This window comes from Marinomonas fungiae (assembly GCF_001418205.1).
In the GTDB taxonomy this organism is placed as follows: Bacteria; Pseudomonadota; Gammaproteobacteria; order Pseudomonadales; family Marinomonadaceae; genus Marinomonas; species Marinomonas fungiae.
Map to the genome: position 1 here is coordinate 23881 of NZ_LIQF01000011.1, position 14165 is coordinate 38045.

General features: G+C 46.5%; 14 protein-coding genes and 2 tRNA genes. 2 read left to right on the forward strand and 14 right to left on the reverse strand.

The features are described 5' to 3' along the window. Window positions 1-71: 71 nt before the first annotated feature. From ASC49_RS14720 to ASC49_RS14730, 3 genes are all read right to left on the reverse strand, one after another. Complete coding sequence (locus ASC49_RS14720; RefSeq protein WP_055464014.1) at window positions 72-3218, reverse strand: ATP-binding protein; 3147 nt, start codon at window positions 3216-3218, stop codon at window positions 72-74. Window positions 3219-3451: 233 nt separating this feature from the next. Then, window positions 3452-3527, reverse strand: a tRNA-Phe gene (locus tag ASC49_RS14725). A gap of 68 nt (window positions 3528-3595) precedes the next feature. Beyond that, window positions 3596-3671: transfer RNA gene (locus ASC49_RS14730), tRNA-Phe, on the reverse strand. A 119-nt stretch (window positions 3672-3790) separates the two neighbouring features. Here ASC49_RS14730 and trmL point away from each other — a divergent pair. Continuing rightward, window positions 3791-4267: a tRNA (uridine(34)/cytosine(34)/5-carboxymethylaminomethyluridine(34)-2'-O)-methyltransferase TrmL gene (trmL, locus tag ASC49_RS14735; RefSeq protein WP_055464015.1), complete on the forward strand. Its 477-nt coding sequence runs from the start codon at window positions 3791-3793 to the stop codon at window positions 4265-4267. A 12-nt stretch (window positions 4268-4279) separates the two neighbouring features. After that, a complete protein-coding gene (locus ASC49_RS14740) occupies window positions 4280-5392 on the forward strand; it encodes a potassium channel protein (RefSeq protein ID WP_055464016.1) in 1113 nt (370 codons plus the stop codon). Between the two features lie 56 nt (window positions 5393-5448). On the opposite strand, the gene ASC49_RS14745 is transcribed toward ASC49_RS14740, so the two are convergent. The 11 genes from ASC49_RS14745 to ASC49_RS14795 form a co-directional block, all read right to left on the reverse strand. Further along, window positions 5449-5700 carry a YfhL family 4Fe-4S dicluster ferredoxin gene (locus ASC49_RS14745; RefSeq protein ID WP_055464017.1) on the reverse strand — a complete coding sequence of 84 codons (252 nt, stop codon included), beginning with the start codon at window positions 5698-5700 and terminating at the stop codon, window positions 5449-5451. A gap of 46 nt (window positions 5701-5746) precedes the next feature. Beyond that, on the reverse strand, window positions 5747-6250 hold the full coding sequence (gene coaD, locus ASC49_RS14750; RefSeq protein WP_055464018.1) for a pantetheine-phosphate adenylyltransferase: 504 nt from the start codon (window positions 6248-6250) through the stop codon (window positions 5747-5749). A gap of 123 nt (window positions 6251-6373) precedes the next feature. Then, window positions 6374-6919, reverse strand: a complete 546-nt coding sequence (locus ASC49_RS14755) for a YggT family protein (RefSeq protein ID WP_245624735.1) — start codon at window positions 6917-6919, stop codon at window positions 6374-6376. A gap of 18 nt (window positions 6920-6937) precedes the next feature. Further along, the gene (gene proC / locus ASC49_RS14760; protein ID WP_055464019.1) at window positions 6938-7759 is read right to left on the reverse strand and encodes a pyrroline-5-carboxylate reductase; all 822 of its coding nucleotides are present in this window, start codon (window positions 7757-7759) and stop codon (window positions 6938-6940) included. Between the two features lie 48 nt (window positions 7760-7807). After that, window positions 7808-8497, reverse strand: a complete 690-nt coding sequence (locus ASC49_RS14765; protein WP_055464020.1) for a YggS family pyridoxal phosphate-dependent enzyme — start codon at window positions 8495-8497, stop codon at window positions 7808-7810. Window positions 8498-8519: 22 nt separating this feature from the next. Further along, window positions 8520-9626 (reverse strand): GGDEF domain-containing protein, encoded by a 1107-nt coding sequence (locus tag ASC49_RS14770; protein WP_055464021.1) that lies wholly within the window; start codon window positions 9624-9626, stop codon window positions 8520-8522. Between the two features lie 102 nt (window positions 9627-9728). Continuing rightward, entirely contained in the window at window positions 9729-11006 is a 1278-nt protein-coding gene (locus tag ASC49_RS14775) for a dihydroorotase (RefSeq protein WP_055464022.1), read from the reverse strand. A gap of 1 nt (window position 11007) precedes the next feature. Beyond that, window positions 11008-12006 carry an aspartate carbamoyltransferase catalytic subunit gene (locus ASC49_RS14780; protein WP_055464023.1) on the reverse strand — a complete coding sequence of 333 codons (999 nt, stop codon included), beginning with the start codon at window positions 12004-12006 and terminating at the stop codon, window positions 11008-11010. Window positions 12007-12199: 193 nt separating this feature from the next. Continuing rightward, on the reverse strand, window positions 12200-12697 hold the full coding sequence (pyrR, locus tag ASC49_RS14785; protein ID WP_055464024.1) for a bifunctional pyr operon transcriptional regulator/uracil phosphoribosyltransferase PyrR: 498 nt from the start codon (window positions 12695-12697) through the stop codon (window positions 12200-12202). A 20-nt stretch (window positions 12698-12717) separates the two neighbouring features. Next, window positions 12718-13191 (reverse strand): Holliday junction resolvase RuvX, encoded by a 474-nt coding sequence (gene ruvX / locus ASC49_RS14790; RefSeq protein ID WP_055464025.1) that lies wholly within the window; start codon window positions 13189-13191, stop codon window positions 12718-12720. Continuing rightward, window positions 13191-13757, reverse strand: a complete 567-nt coding sequence (locus ASC49_RS14795) for a YqgE/AlgH family protein (protein ID WP_055464026.1) — start codon at window positions 13755-13757, stop codon at window positions 13191-13193. The genes ruvX and ASC49_RS14795 overlap by 1 nt, the downstream gene beginning before the upstream one ends. Window positions 13758-14165: the final 408 nt, after the last annotated feature.

Genomic DNA, 14165 nt, shown 5'->3' on the forward strand with positions numbered 1-14165 from the left:
CATCCACACGTTATTTAACTGAGTTCAACTAAATTACAGCAAATCTATGGAGCGCATATGACAGTTAGTCATCAATTACAGCTGTGTTTTTTATCCAACCAGTATCCAACAACTTCCGCCAAGCGATCTTTTGAGATAGGTTTCGCCACATGATCATCCATGCCAGCATCAAAGCATAGTTGATCATCCCCTTTCATGGCATTGGCACTCAGGGCGATCACAGGAACATCTTTAGGGGTTGCACTTTGCGGGCCAAGCTCACGGATAGCTCGCGTTGCCTCATAGCCATCCATCACTGGCATTTGGCAGTCCATAAAGATTAAGTCATAGGCTTTTGAGGTAAGCATGTCCAACGCAACTTGACCATTTTCTGCGACCTCAACCGTTAAGCCTAATAATCCTAGAATCCCCTTCGCAACGATCTGATTAGTAAGGTTATCTTCAACCAAAAGCACTAAAGCATCCGTCATAGGCTTAGGCGACTCTTCCTCAGCTGAATCCTCAAATTTCTCATCCTGCAGTAACGCATTCTCAATCGCAGCTCGCAGGGCTCGTCGGTGAACCGGTTTATAAACCGATGCAATGGTGTATTCTTCTGTCAGTTTAGACTGCTTACTTTGCCCCACCAATTCAATCACTTGAGCTCGGACATGCGTTAGCGCCTCGCGCCCCTGCTCATCAATCATATGCTCATCCAGCAAAATCACATCATGAGGCGAGACATCTGTCAGTTGGCTAGTACTACTTAAATAAACCACATCGCATTGCCACTCAGCCAATAGCGCCTTCAGATAAGGCAAATCCGACTCCATTTGACTAATCAGGTACACCTTACCAAGCGAACGCCATACCTCACCCACATCAGCTGACGGTTTATCTTGTAGTTTCACATCTAGTTCAAACCAGAAGTTCGCGCCTTGGCCAAGCTGACTTTCCACATTAATTCGGCCCTCCATCGCCTCAACTAACTCTTTGCTAATTGCTAGACCAAGTCCCGTGCCACCATAACGTCGAGTTGTCGAAGTATCGGCTTGTTTGAAACGCTGGAAAAGACGCTCTTGCAGCTTATCTGAAATCCCGATTCCCGTATCGATGATCGCAATTCGATAAGTCGCTCGATCTTGCTCCCGCATGACTTGTTCGGCAACCAAGCGTACCGAACCTCCTGAGTTAGTAAACTTGATCGCATTGCCGACTAGGTTTAGCATCACTTGACGTACACGCAAGCGATCAGCAAATACCATACACTCTGGCAATAACGTACTTGGTGCAATAAAGCTCAATCCTTTCTCTTCTGCCTTTAAGCGCATTAGGCTAGCAATATCTTCTAATAAATCTTGCAGATCGAAGAACTGTGGCTCCAGCTCCAGCTCCCCTGCCTCAATCTTAGATAAGTCTAAGATGTCATTAACTAGGTCCAGTAGAGCATCTCCACTTTGATGAGCCAGCTCGACTAACTTCAGTTGTTCATTGTTATGCACTTTGCCTTGCAACAACGACAGACTGCCCAGCATGCCATTTAACGGCGTCCGAATTTCGTGGCTCATATTGGCCAAAAAGCGACTTTTCGCTTGATTCGCTTCCTGCGCCTCTAAAGTGGCCTGTCTCAGCTTTTCGCCGGACTCGCGCAAGGCATTATTCGCTTGTGACAGCTCTTTAGTACGAGCAGCAACCTGTCGTTCAACCTGTGCCGCATGGCTAAATACCAAACTAAGCACCCAGCCCAGCAATCCCGCCACAAATAACCCACCCACTAAAACAAAGTGCGTGCTCCAAGGCTGCTCAATAAACTTCGAGTGACTAATATGCACCAGCTCCCAGCGGTGTGCGCCTACAGGAATCATTGCTCGATGCATAGCAGGGAAAGTGTGCTCATTTAACCCTTGAATCAAGGCTTCAATAGACATAGAGGCATTGGCACTAGCTGCCAATATATATGGTGCTTGGTTCACCTGCCGATCCACCAGATAGACCTCTATATTGGGCAGCGAATTGCGCTCAAGAATACGCGAAGATATATCGTCAATCTCAAACAGCGCCGTAGCTAAAGCATACAACTTGTGATGTTTATAGGTCGGCAAAAACATCAATACGGCTTTCGTATTTTGAATCAGCCTGATCGCAGATGTTGGAATCGCAGCATTCAAACGAATCGCATTTTTAATTGCTGCGCGACGAGAGTCTTCAGAATAGACATCAAAACCCAATGCCTTGATGTTTTGCTCTTGCGGATAGATAAGACCAACTGAGACATATCGATCACGTGATCCCACCGGCTCTATCTCACCCGCAGCATTCTTTTGCTTCACCGCAAACGGAAAGCCGTACAATTCAGTCATCTTGGCTTCATACGCCGCTAAATCCTGAGCTTCCAGAACATGGTTGATAGACAGCGCTTTAATCGCCCGATCTTGGCTCATAACACTGTCACTAAAGTCTTGGAACTCTTGCAGCGTCACCTCGCCACTACCACGAACATACCCCGCCAAACTGTATAAAATGTCGACCGAGTTTTTGATACGTTCACTAAGCAGAGTGGAATTTAAATCGGCATTCGACTCAAACGCTTGTCGCTGCTTATTCAGCTCAAAATATGCAGTTGATACAGAAAGAATAGCGGTCGTCAGAAACACGATAAAGAGTGCTAGAAATACTCTGATAGGGTGATCGTAGTACACAGAAAACTGCTTTCGAAAAAGTACGGCAAGCCAAGGTACGACCACAATGACACCAACAGAGTCTCCAAGCCACCAGCTTAGCCAGTTCAGAAGTACTTGCTCACTCTGAATAATGCCGTAGTTATAAAGAATCATTGAGCCGATGCTGGCGCTGACCAAACAGCCTACCGGCCCAGCCAGCACAATAAAACTCAGCACATGACGAATATTGTAGAATTCGAGTTTTCTACCAATCATCATACGCACCAGAGAATAGCTCACTAGCGTCTGAAGCGTGCTGCCTGCTGCAATAAGCATCGGCACTAGTACGTGGATTTCACTAGAGTTACTGTAACCAATGGAAATATTAACAAGCGCTGAACCTAGAAACACACCGAGAGCGGGTGTATATCCGAATAGAAGACAAGCCGAAATGGCGACACCGGAGGCAGGCCAAATAACCGTAGCGTAGCCAGGCGGCACCGCAAATATTTGCCCAACCCAGCCAGCCACAAAGTAGCCTAAAGCCGTTAAAAGAATCACTTTTAAGACGTGCGTCATTTGCGCTACTACCTTCCTTCAATCCCTATCCATCTAAGCGATATCAAGCTTTGCCCCAAAATCACTCGGGACACAACACTACCGCGGTAAAGCTAGAAATATAGCAAAACTGGAAATTTAAACATAAGGAAAGTTGAAATAATGTGTAAGCAAATCAAGGAAAACGGAGCGACAGAAAGACAGGAAGAGCAGAAACAAAAAAGCCTCGCTTTAAGCGAGGCTTTCTGTAGCAATGGTGCCCAGAGGCGGAATCGAACCACCGACACGGGGATTTTCAATCCCCTGCTCTACCGACTGAGCTATCTGGGCAAAACTTGCAACGGCTAAGACACCGTATTCTTGCTAAAAAGCCAACTAGCAGTTGGCTTTTTGAATAATGGTGCCCAGAGGCGGAATCGAACCACCGACACGGGGATTTTCAATCCCCTGCTCTACCGACTGAGCTATCTGGGCAAGTGCGGGGTATTATAGATAACTCATTGAACCCGTCAACACTTTTTTAAAATTTTTATTGTTAAGTTAGTAAATTAGCGCGCTCTGGTATGATAACAACATCTTAAGGAGATGTTCGCATGTTACACATTGTTCTATACCAACCAGAAATTCCACCTAACACCGGTAATGTAATTCGTTTGTGCGCTAATACCGGCTACAAACTGCATTTAATTGAACCGCTTGGGTTTGATTTAGATGAAAAAAAGGTTCGCCGTGCAGGTCTAGACTATCATGAGCTGGCGAATGTGAAACGCTATAACAACTGGGACGCGTTCATAGCTGAAAACGAAGGGCAGCTAGGTACCATCTATGCCTTAACGACCAAAGGCAGTCATACGCATTCTGAAGCGACGTTTAAGGCTAACGACGTATTGGTGTTCGGCCCTGAAACTCGTGGCTTACCCGCTGAGTTCATTGAAGCCTTACCTTTCAGTCAGCGCTTACGCTTGCCGATGCAGGCTGGTTCACGTAGTTTGAACTTGTCTAATACGGTTGCCGTGATGGTTTACGAGTCATGGCGTCAACTGGATTATGCAATGCCCAGCTCAGATTAAAGAGATAGGATTATGGTGCTAGGAAAGCTGATTCATCATAGAAACCGTTCACGTTTACGCTACCGCAAACAAGTGCACCTGCACGCCGTAAAAGATCTAAAACGTCGTTTTGTGATGCTCGCCAGTGTTGTCGCGGCACACAGCGTTGCCATGGTCTACTTTGAAGATCTCGACTGGTGGCAAGCATTCTGGCTGACCATGACGTCTGCCAGCACCACTGGCTATGGCGACATTTCGGCAGCCACCTTCTGGGGACAATTCACCACTATCGTCCTCATTTATGGCTTAGGCATTACCCTATTGGCACAGATTGCCAGTGATTACGTTGAAATTCGCTTGATGCGCAAAGAAATGAAGATTAAGGGACGTTTGGAGTGGAGCGATATGCAAGATCACCTTTTAATCATTAATACACCTACTACCAACACAGAACGCTATCTAAGCTTACTGGTACAACAAGTCTGTAATACACCAGGTATCGATGATGTGCCGATTCAAATCCTCACCCCCAAATTCCCTGAAGGCCTACCAGAAACCCTGCGCGCTCAAGGCGTCGTTCATCACACCGGGGATGCCACGACCCCAGGCATGCTCAATAGCGCTGGCGTGGCGAATGCCAAGTTCATCGTTATACTTTCCCCTGATAGCCTCGATGCACACAGTGACAGTTTAGTGTTTGACGTACTTCACCGTATCAAGGAAATCGGCACACAGGCGTTCATTTTGGCGGAAGCGATTGATGATGCCAACCGCGAACGTTTTCGTCAGTCAGGGGCTAAAGCTGTGATTCGACCGATTCGCGCCTACCCAGAAATGCTGGTGCGCTCTTTGGTCGCCCCTGGCACCGAACAAGTATTAGAAGATTTATTCCGTTATCAAGGCGATCACACGGTTCGCATTAATGTCTCCTTGTATAACGTGCGCTGGGCAGATGTGGTCACCGAATTGATTCAGCGAGATTTTGGTACGGCCATTGGCTTTGAAGACACCATGGGGAAAATCATTACCCATCCAAAATCTAGCGAGTTCATCAGTTTGAACGCTCTTATCCTATTGATTGGTGAAGATCAATTATCACCGTCGGTAGAGCAAGTACAACAGATGTTTTTAGAAAACGCGCGCTAGGTACACAGAAGCGGCTCTAGAAACAAAAATGCCAAGCAAAAGCTTGGCATTTTTTATTACAGCTGACCTGTCAAAACGAGATACTTTTCCATCAACTGTTCTTCCGATTCCTTAAAGTTAGGATCATGGGGAATACAGTCAACAGGACAGACCTGCTGGCATTGCGGTTCATCATAATGACCAATACATTCAGTACACTTAGACGGATCAATCACGTAGATTTCTTCGCCTTGACTGATTGCTTCGTTTGGACACTCTGGCTCACATACATCACAGTTGATGCATTCATCAGTAATCATTAGAGACATGCTGCTCTCCTAATAAATCCAATGCCAACAACTGGCACTCATAAAATCAAGAACGCTTCGCGGCAGAGGCTGCTTGATAGTGTTCGGTCAACACTTGTTTCACTTTAGGATGAACAAACATACCGAAGTCACCATTTAACGAAGCAATTTCACGCACCAATGTGGATGATATGTAAGAGTGCTTTTCTGATGGCGTCAGAAACAAGCTTTCAACATCCGGCGCAATAACACGGTTCATATTGGCTAATTGAAATTCATACTCGAAGTCCGATACCGCGCGTAAACCACGCACAACGACCTGACCATTTACCGAACGGGTAAATTCCGTAAGCAGATTATCAAAGCCAAGTACTTCTACATTCTCTAAATGTGCCAGCACATCCATTGCTAATTGAATTCGCACATCGTGAGCCAATACAGGTCGTTTCTTCGGACTTGCCGCTACCGCAACAATAACCTTTGGAAACAGTTTCGCCGCACGTTCCACAAGATCTGTGTGACCATTGGTAATCGGGTCAAATGTGCCTGGGTAAACTGCGATTGTACTCATAGCTTTGGTCCAAGTTAGTTTTATGTAAAGAACCCGACGATTCTTGGCTTACCTTCTGGCTGCGCATCATATAAGAATATTCAGCGCTACTCAAATGGGCCACCCTTGCGAGTGGCCCATTTTCTAAATTACGAATGGTGCGACGAACTGTTTCAATATAGTAATTGCCAAAAAGATAAAGATTGGCGATAGATCAAAGCCCCCAAGCGAAGGGATAAATCGATGACAAAAACGGTACAATGGCTCACAAATTTGCATGACCAACAATGCACCAGGGTGACTCGAACCGGGCGCAACCCAGCTTAGGATCACTGAAATCAGCATGGCCCAGAAATACAAATCCAACAAGTGATAGGCCACGCCTGCAAGTGTGTAAATCACATAGTGTATCGCTGACAGTTGATAACCAACAATCGCCATCAAAATAGCAAGGATAACAGCCTGCACTGCCAACGCCAGCACTACTGACGAGGTATCCACACGCCCAATGGAGGGAATGACCTTACGCAAAGGTTTCAATAACGGACTGGTCGCTTTCACAATACCTTGGCTAATCGGATTGTAAAAATCTGCTCGACTTAATTGCAGCACGAAGCGCAGCAATACGATAAATAAATATAAGTTGCCAAGTGTTTTTACGATCAAAATTAATGGATTATCCATCATCATTTTGTCACCTACCTTAAATTATTTACTGGCAAACTCTTCGCCAAGTTCTTTAGATCGTTTAGCACATGCGTCAACTGCCGCTGTTATCAACGCTTCAATACCCTGCTCTTCCAAAGCCTCAAGTGCCGCTTGAGTAGTACCATTTGGCGAAGTGATATTACGACGCAACTGTGCAATATCGTCATCCAGTGTAGTGACCATCGCCGCCGCACCTTTCATGGCATAAGTCGACAGCTTACGGCTAGTCTCTTCGTCTAAACCTTGTGCTTTACCAGCGTCAATCATGACTTCTAAAACACGGAAAAAGTAGGCTGGCGCACTGCCTGATAACGCTGTGACAGTGTGCATATGCTCTTCATTCATCACCCAAACGTGACTGCCGAAGCTATCAAACACATTCGAGACCCAAACTTTTTGCTCTTCGTTTGTGCGGCTGTTCGCAATCAAGCCTGACATACCACTGCCAACCAAGGCAGGTGTATTTGGCATTGAGCGCACGACTGACACAGGTTTCACCAGCCACTTTTCTAAGGCACTGATTTCAATACCTGCGGCTACGGACACAAACAGCTGGTCATCACGCACCACGTCAGCAAAATCTTCCACTACTGCTTGCAACATATTTGGCTTCACACACAAAAACACTACATCGGCCTGCGCCACGGCATCTTTGTTGTCTTCATACATGGTAATACCAAAGCGCTGCTCAATGTTTTTATGGTCTCCCACATTGATCGAGCTACCGACAATGGATTCACCTGCGTAACCGCTTGCACGCAAGCCACCAATGATTGCAGATGCCATATTTCCGACACCTACAAATGCAATTTTTAAACTCATTTTTCACCTATATTTCTATAACTTGGGCTGTGTGCATAGACTGTGCGTTTATGCGTAGTTACGGGCACCAAAAATAGCCGTTCCCACACGCACCATGGTACTGCCTGAAGCAATGGCAGCAGCCAAATCGCCAGACATACCAATGGACAAAGTATCAACATCTGGATATTGCTGCTGCAAGGCTTGAAAAGCTTGCTTAAGCGGCTGATAAACTTGAATTTGTTCTGCTTCACTGACTTGCGGGGCAGGAATAGCCATCAAGCCACGCAAACGCAGATTTGGCAACGCCATGACCAAGCTAACCATATCATCTAGCTGATCTAAGGAAATCCCAGACTTAGACGCCTCATCGCTGATATTAACCTGAATGAGTACATTCAAAGGTGGCATATCAGCAGGTCGTTGTTCACTCAAACGACGAGCAATCTTATCGCGGTCAATGGTATGCACCCAGGCCATGGTCTCCGCGATTTGTCGTGACTTATTGGACTGAATAGGGCCAATAAAGTGCCATTCAATATCAGCATAGGAGGATAACTGTTGATGCTTATCTACCGCTTCTTGTACATAGTTTTCGCCAAACAGGCGCTGACCAGCAGCATACGCCGCAAGAATATCTTCTACTGGCTTGGTTTTACTGACAGCCAGCAAACGCACGCTTTCTGCAGGGCGTGCAAAGCGTTGCGTTATTTCAGCTATTTCACAACGCACTTCTTGTAAATTATCAGCGACGCTCACAAGCTAACCTCTTTCCTTTTGCTTACTCATCGTAGGCTTCATCTAGGTCTTTGACAAACTTACCGTAGTACTCTAAACGATAGCCAACGTTCTCTGTGACGGCATTAGCTGCGGCCAATGACGCCAGATACAATTTATTCTGATTCGCTTGCTCGGGATAAAGAGCAACACCAATCTTAATACCGCCACTGAGTACCGATACCTGATTAGGATCCGCTTTTTGTAGTGCCTTTTGCACTTTTTGCGCGACAATCGGAGCATCGTCTAACTGGTTAATACGCATCGCCATGATAAATTCATAGTCCGAGATATTGGCCAATAAGTCGTTGTCACGTAAGGTGTCGCGCAAGGTATCGGATAGCAACTTCAACTCATCCACTTGCGCATCTTTTGACACCAAGACAGAGAGAAACGCCAAACGCTGAAAATAACGGCGCGCATCGCGCAGCATCATATCAAACGCATGATCAAACGCGTGAGGCTGCAACAAGCCTGTGATTTCATTGGTATGCTCTTGTAAACGCGCATCGGTTTTAATCCGTGCCACCATTGCATTGAGCCATTGGGGAATAGAGTGAATGATCTGATCCACGGCCCAAAAGTGCATACGATGCTCAGACTCTGCGGCAAGTTTTGCGGAAAACAAGCAGAAAGTGATCCAATTTTTATCTTCGTCTTGCACGCTGACTAAATCACAAGTGTCGAGAAAATGCTCGTTTAATACATCCTGCCAACGATTCCAGTCTGCGCGAGCAGATAAATTATGTTCACGGGCAAACGGTCGCGATGGGCTTGCAACAAAGGTTGCTAACGGTTGGGGGACATGGCGAACATTACCGAGAGAATCTGACAGCTCAGGCCAGTCTTTATAATTTAAAACACGCCATTGAGTGAGATCTTTGTCACACCAAAATACACAGGGACGCATATTGCTGGTGAGCAAATCGCATATACTGGAAACAATCTGATCAACGTAAGACATGAAGTTAGTGCTGCTGGCAACATGTCCTAGTAAGACATGATCAATCTTGCGTAGCTGTAATAGAAATTCCCTTTGAATCAAAGACTCATGAACGGCTTCCAAAAGCGGGGCATCCTGCAGAATCGCGTCCTTAGTTTCTATTTTCATAAACTCCGATCCGAAATAGTTAAAGCGTAGCGCGTGCACAGTTTGTGCACACGCTATCAATCAGGTAACTCTACCATTAAATCAGAGTCTAATCACGACACTCTAATTTAGAGTGTATACTCGTTGCCCCGAAATAAAGGTTTGACAGACTCGTCCGATCATCTGTTCGCCAGCGAAGCCTGAGTTAGACCCTTTGGATTTACGCGTACTTTGATCCCAAATCCATTTCTCTGTGCTATCAAAGATCACGAAGTCGGCAAAACTGCCCACAGCCAAAGAGCCCGCTTCCAATCCGAAGCAAGCCGCTGGACCATATGTCAGAGCTGTCAACAACTGCCCTAATTCCAAATCCCCTTCATCCATCAGACGCAGCGCTAGAGGCAACAATACTTCAACATTCGCCATACCGGGTTCGGTCGCCGCGAATGGCGCAACTTTTGCCATTTTTTCATGGGGTTGATGATCTGAACAGATGGCATTGATCACGCCTGTTTTCAAACCTTCAATCAAGGTTAAGCGGTCATTTTCAGAGCGTAGTGGTGGCAACACATGAAATTGACCATCGAACTCTTTCAACACTTCGTCCGTGAGCAATAGATTATGTAGCGCCACATCACAGGTCACATCTAGGCCTGCCGCTTTAGCATTGGCGATCATCTCCACAGATTTAGCACACGACAAGCGCGCAAAGTGAGCACGTACACCGCTTTTCTCAACCAATAGCAGGTCTCGCATCAGAGCAATCGTTTCTGCCGTTTCAGGGATCCCTGCTAAACCGTGCATCGTAGACATAACGCCTTCGTGAGCACAGCCGCCCTCTGACAAGCTTGGATCATCTGGGTGGAAGACCACCAACAAATCATGAGTTGCGGCGTACTCCAGCGCACGAGACAACACACGATTGCTCGCTAAGCTTCGACCGTGGTTTGATAACGCCACACAACCGGCATCGGTCAAGGCTACCATGTTGCTCAGCTGCTCACCTTGTAAACCTTGCGTCAGAGCTCCAATAGGAAATACGTTGGCCATGCCTGCTTCATCGGCTTTATCTTGGATCAAGGCCGCCACCGCTGGTGTATCAACGATTGGTTTTGTATTGGGTGGGCAAACTAAAGTCGTCACCCCCCCAGACACCGCGGCTCGACCTTCGGAGGCAATAGTGCCTTTCTGGGAATAGCCCGGATCACGTAGCGCAACAGCAGTATCCACCAGACCTGGCAACACCCATTTGTCAGTAGCATCAACCACTTCCGCGTCATCAAAGCCTAATGGCGCTTCACCGATAGCAACAATACGATGGTCTTCGATAAACAGATCAACAACCGCATCTAGGTTTTGGCTTGGGTCGATTACACGACCATTACTAATGCGAAGTTTCATATCAGCCCTCTTCCCCTACTGCCTGTTGCTCTTGAACTTGACCGCTCATGGCCATCGACATGACCGCCATTCGAATTGCAATACCATTGGTCACCTGATCAAGAATCACCGCTTGATCACCATCCGCTACTTCCGAGGAAATTTCAACGCCACGGTTAATCGGGCCAGGGTGCATAACGATTGCATCAGGCTTCGCCCAAGCTAACGATTCTTCTGTCAGACCATATAAACGGTAGAACTCGCTTTCACTCGGTAGCAAGGCACCTGCCATACGCTCTTTTTGTAGGCGCAACATAACGATGACGTCGACATCATCAAGACCTGCCTTCAAATCATGGCAAATGGTTGCCCCCATATCACGGAAGAATTCAGGCACCAAGGTTTTGGGGCCGACTAAACGCACCTCTTCGACGCCTAGGGTTTTCATGGCATGCAGTTCAGAACGAGCTACACGCGAGTGAAGAATGTCACCAACGATCGCGATTTTTAGACCTTCAAATTTGCCCTTGTGACGACGAATCGTCAGCATGTCTAGCATAGCTTGTGTTGGGTGAGCATGACGGCCATCGCCTGCGTTAATGATGGCGACATTTGGCGTGCAATGCTCTGCGATAAAGTGCGGCGCACCGCTATCTTGATGGCGCACAACAAACATATCACTCTGCATCGCCTGCAGGTTTTGTAGCGTGTCTAGTAGTGATTCGCCCTTTGAGGTGGCTGACGTAGCAATATTTAAGTTGATCACGTCAGCAGATAAGCGCTTAGCAGCTAACTCAAATGTGGTACGAGTACGAGTGGAGTTTTCAAAGAATAGATTTACAACGGTTTTACCTCGTAGCAGAGGTACTTTTTTAACGGACTGTTCCCCCATTGAAAGGAACGACTCGGCTCGGTCGAGGATTTCCGTCAAAATATCTTTACTCAAGCCATCCAGAGTTAGGAAGTGCTTTAGTTGACCTTGTTCGTTTAGCTGTAACGCCCGAGGGTCGGATCGCATCATAGTTTGCTTTCCTCAATCACTATGTATGATAGGAAAATGCCCGGCGTAGGCAATATGCTACGACCGGGCATTCGTGGGCTAGATAGGCGATTTGGCACTTTACGTCGCCAAACATCACGTTATTAGCGAACCACTGTATCCAAGCTCTAATTGTCGTATGAGTTGCTTAAAAAATAAAGCGTACTGGCCAATTTTAGTGGGTTTCAATCACAGAAACCGTTAATGGCGTCGGCCCCGATAACTTCACGCGCTGATTTTCCGCCAAAGTCAGCTGCTCGCCGACGATGTCAGCGCGAATCGGCAGTTCACGACTGTTCAGATCAAACAAAATCGCCAAGGTAATACTTGCAGGTCGACCAAAGTCGAAGATTTCATTCATCGCGGCACGAATCGTACGACCTGACATCAAGACATCGTCTACCAAGATCACATGGCGATCTTCAATGGCCGGCAAATTGGTCTGCCCCACTTGCGGATGCAAGCCCGCAAAGGTGAAATCATCACGGTAAAAAGTAATGTCTAGCGTAGCCAGCTCTTCGTTTGTTGGCACGGCATCAAGAATCTCATTGGCGACCCAAACACCACCAGAATGAATCCCTACCACGATAGGGTTTTCAATGTTTTGCTGCTGACAGTATTCAGCCAATTGCTGCTTCATTGAGTTAAGCGCTTTGTTTAGATCCAACGTCATATGTGCTGCTTATCCTTGGTTCATAAATCCGATGCACTGGCCTGTTGGGCAAACCATGACTCTAAGATCATTTGTGCTGCCAATCCATCTACTGAATTCTCTTTAAAGTTTCGGTTTCCGCCTTGAGCAATGACCTGCCCTTTTGCTTCGTAAGACGAAAGGCGTTCATCCATCATATGGTAAGGACGGTTATAACGTCCATGCAGACGTTTGGCGAATTTTCGTGCCCGTTGACACATCTCATTTTCGCTACCGTCCATATTAAGCGGCAACCCCACCACAAAGGCATCCGGTTGCCACTCTTCTACTAGGGCAGAAATAGTATCCCAATTGGGAATACCATCGTTGGCTTTTAACGGCGCTAATGGACGCCCTTGTCCAGTTAAACTCTGGCCAATGGCAACCCCAATACGGGTCGTACCAAAATCAAACCCCAATACCGCGATAGCAGTATTGGGGTTCGTTGACGTCTGTAAATTCGACGTGTCAGTCATTAAGCGTGTCCTATATCCGGCGACAATAAACTCATATCCAGTCCCAAAACTTTTGTTGCTGCGGTAAACTGCATATCACTGGGAGTGTTAAATAATACGTCTAAATCCGCCTCGCACACCAGCCAATCGTTATTGGCGATCTCGCTTTCCAGCTGCCCTTCTTCCCAACCGGCGCAACCTAGCGTAATCAAAAACGATTGTGGACCGTCCCCTGCTGCAATGTGCTCAAGCGTTTCCAGAGACGCAGATAAGCAGACATCATCGGTCACTTTAAGTGTGTTCCCCCAATGCTTATCACTGGTATGTAGAATAAAACCTCGCTCAGATTCGACTGGCCCACCGATATAAACAGGCTCAGCGGTTAATGTAGGTAACGCTATCGACATACCTAGATGCTCGGCCAACTCACCAAAATCAATACTGGAAGGACGGTTAATGACTACGCCCATCGCCCCCGTATCAGTGTGTTCGCACAGATAAACGACAGTATGCTCAAAGTTCGGATCGTTCAAATGCGGCATAGAAATCAAAAAATGATTCTTTAACGATTGAAATGTGTTCGTCATATAAAACGCCCTCTGTTTGAAACGACGCAAGAGCTCGCGTCTGAATTCCTCGATCGTAAATAATCGCTCTTTCTCAATAACACTGAAAATCGAGGACCGTAGTGCCAGTATAGGACAATCGGTGCATTTGCCCACCAATAAGTATCTTTTACCTGAATTAACCTTCATTTTGCAAAAAATGCTGTTACCATAACCAAAAGTTGATCATTTGGTTAACTATGGCACTATAACGTACCCTTTAACGCAGTTAAGGATTTTCTCTTGCAAGACAAATCGCAACAAATTTGTTTGGAAGTATGGCGCGACCAGTACCTAGAAGAGACCATCGATCTACGCTACTTTTTTCACAGCGGCTGGTCTTCTTAGGCTGTTTCCTATTATTTTCGTCAATTTATTTTTTCTTTGGCT

Bases quoted from the DNA above. Each gene is read 5' to 3' on its own strand.
- ASC49_RS14720 (WP_055464014.1), bottom strand. From the start codon at position 3,218: ATGACGCACGTCTTAAAAGTGATTCTTTTAACGGCTTTAGGCTACTTT.
- trmL (WP_055464015.1), top strand. From the start codon at position 3,791: ATGTTACACATTGTTCTATACCAACCAGAAATTCCACCTAACACCGGT.
- ASC49_RS14740 (WP_055464016.1), top strand. From the start codon at position 4,280: ATGGTGCTAGGAAAGCTGATTCATCATAGAAACCGTTCACGTTTACGC.
- ASC49_RS14745 (WP_055464017.1), bottom strand. From the start codon at position 5,700: ATGTCTCTAATGATTACTGATGAATGCATCAACTGTGATGTATGTGAG.
- coaD (WP_055464018.1), bottom strand. From the start codon at position 6,250: ATGAGTACAATCGCAGTTTACCCAGGCACATTTGACCCGATTACCAAT.
- ASC49_RS14755 (WP_245624735.1), bottom strand. From the start codon at position 6,919: ATGATGATGGATAATCCATTAATTTTGATCGTAAAAACACTTGGCAAC.
- proC (WP_055464019.1), bottom strand. From the start codon at position 7,759: ATGAGTTTAAAAATTGCATTTGTAGGTGTCGGAAATATGGCATCTGCA.
- ASC49_RS14770 (WP_055464021.1), bottom strand. From the start codon at position 9,626: ATGAAAATAGAAACTAAGGACGCGATTCTGCAGGATGCCCCGCTTTTG.
- ASC49_RS14775 (WP_055464022.1), bottom strand. From the start codon at position 11,006: ATGAAACTTCGCATTAGTAATGGTCGTGTAATCGACCCAAGCCAAAAC.
- ASC49_RS14780 (WP_055464023.1), bottom strand. From the start codon at position 12,006: ATGATGCGATCCGACCCTCGGGCGTTACAGCTAAACGAACAAGGTCAA.
- pyrR (WP_055464024.1), bottom strand. From the start codon at position 12,697: ATGACGTTGGATCTAAACAAAGCGCTTAACTCAATGAAGCAGCAATTG.
- ruvX (WP_055464025.1), bottom strand. From the start codon at position 13,191: ATGACTGACACGTCGAATTTACAGACGTCAACGAACCCCAATACTGCT.
- ASC49_RS14795 (WP_055464026.1), bottom strand. From the start codon at position 13,757: ATGACGAACACATTTCAATCGTTAAAGAATCATTTTTTGATTTCTATG.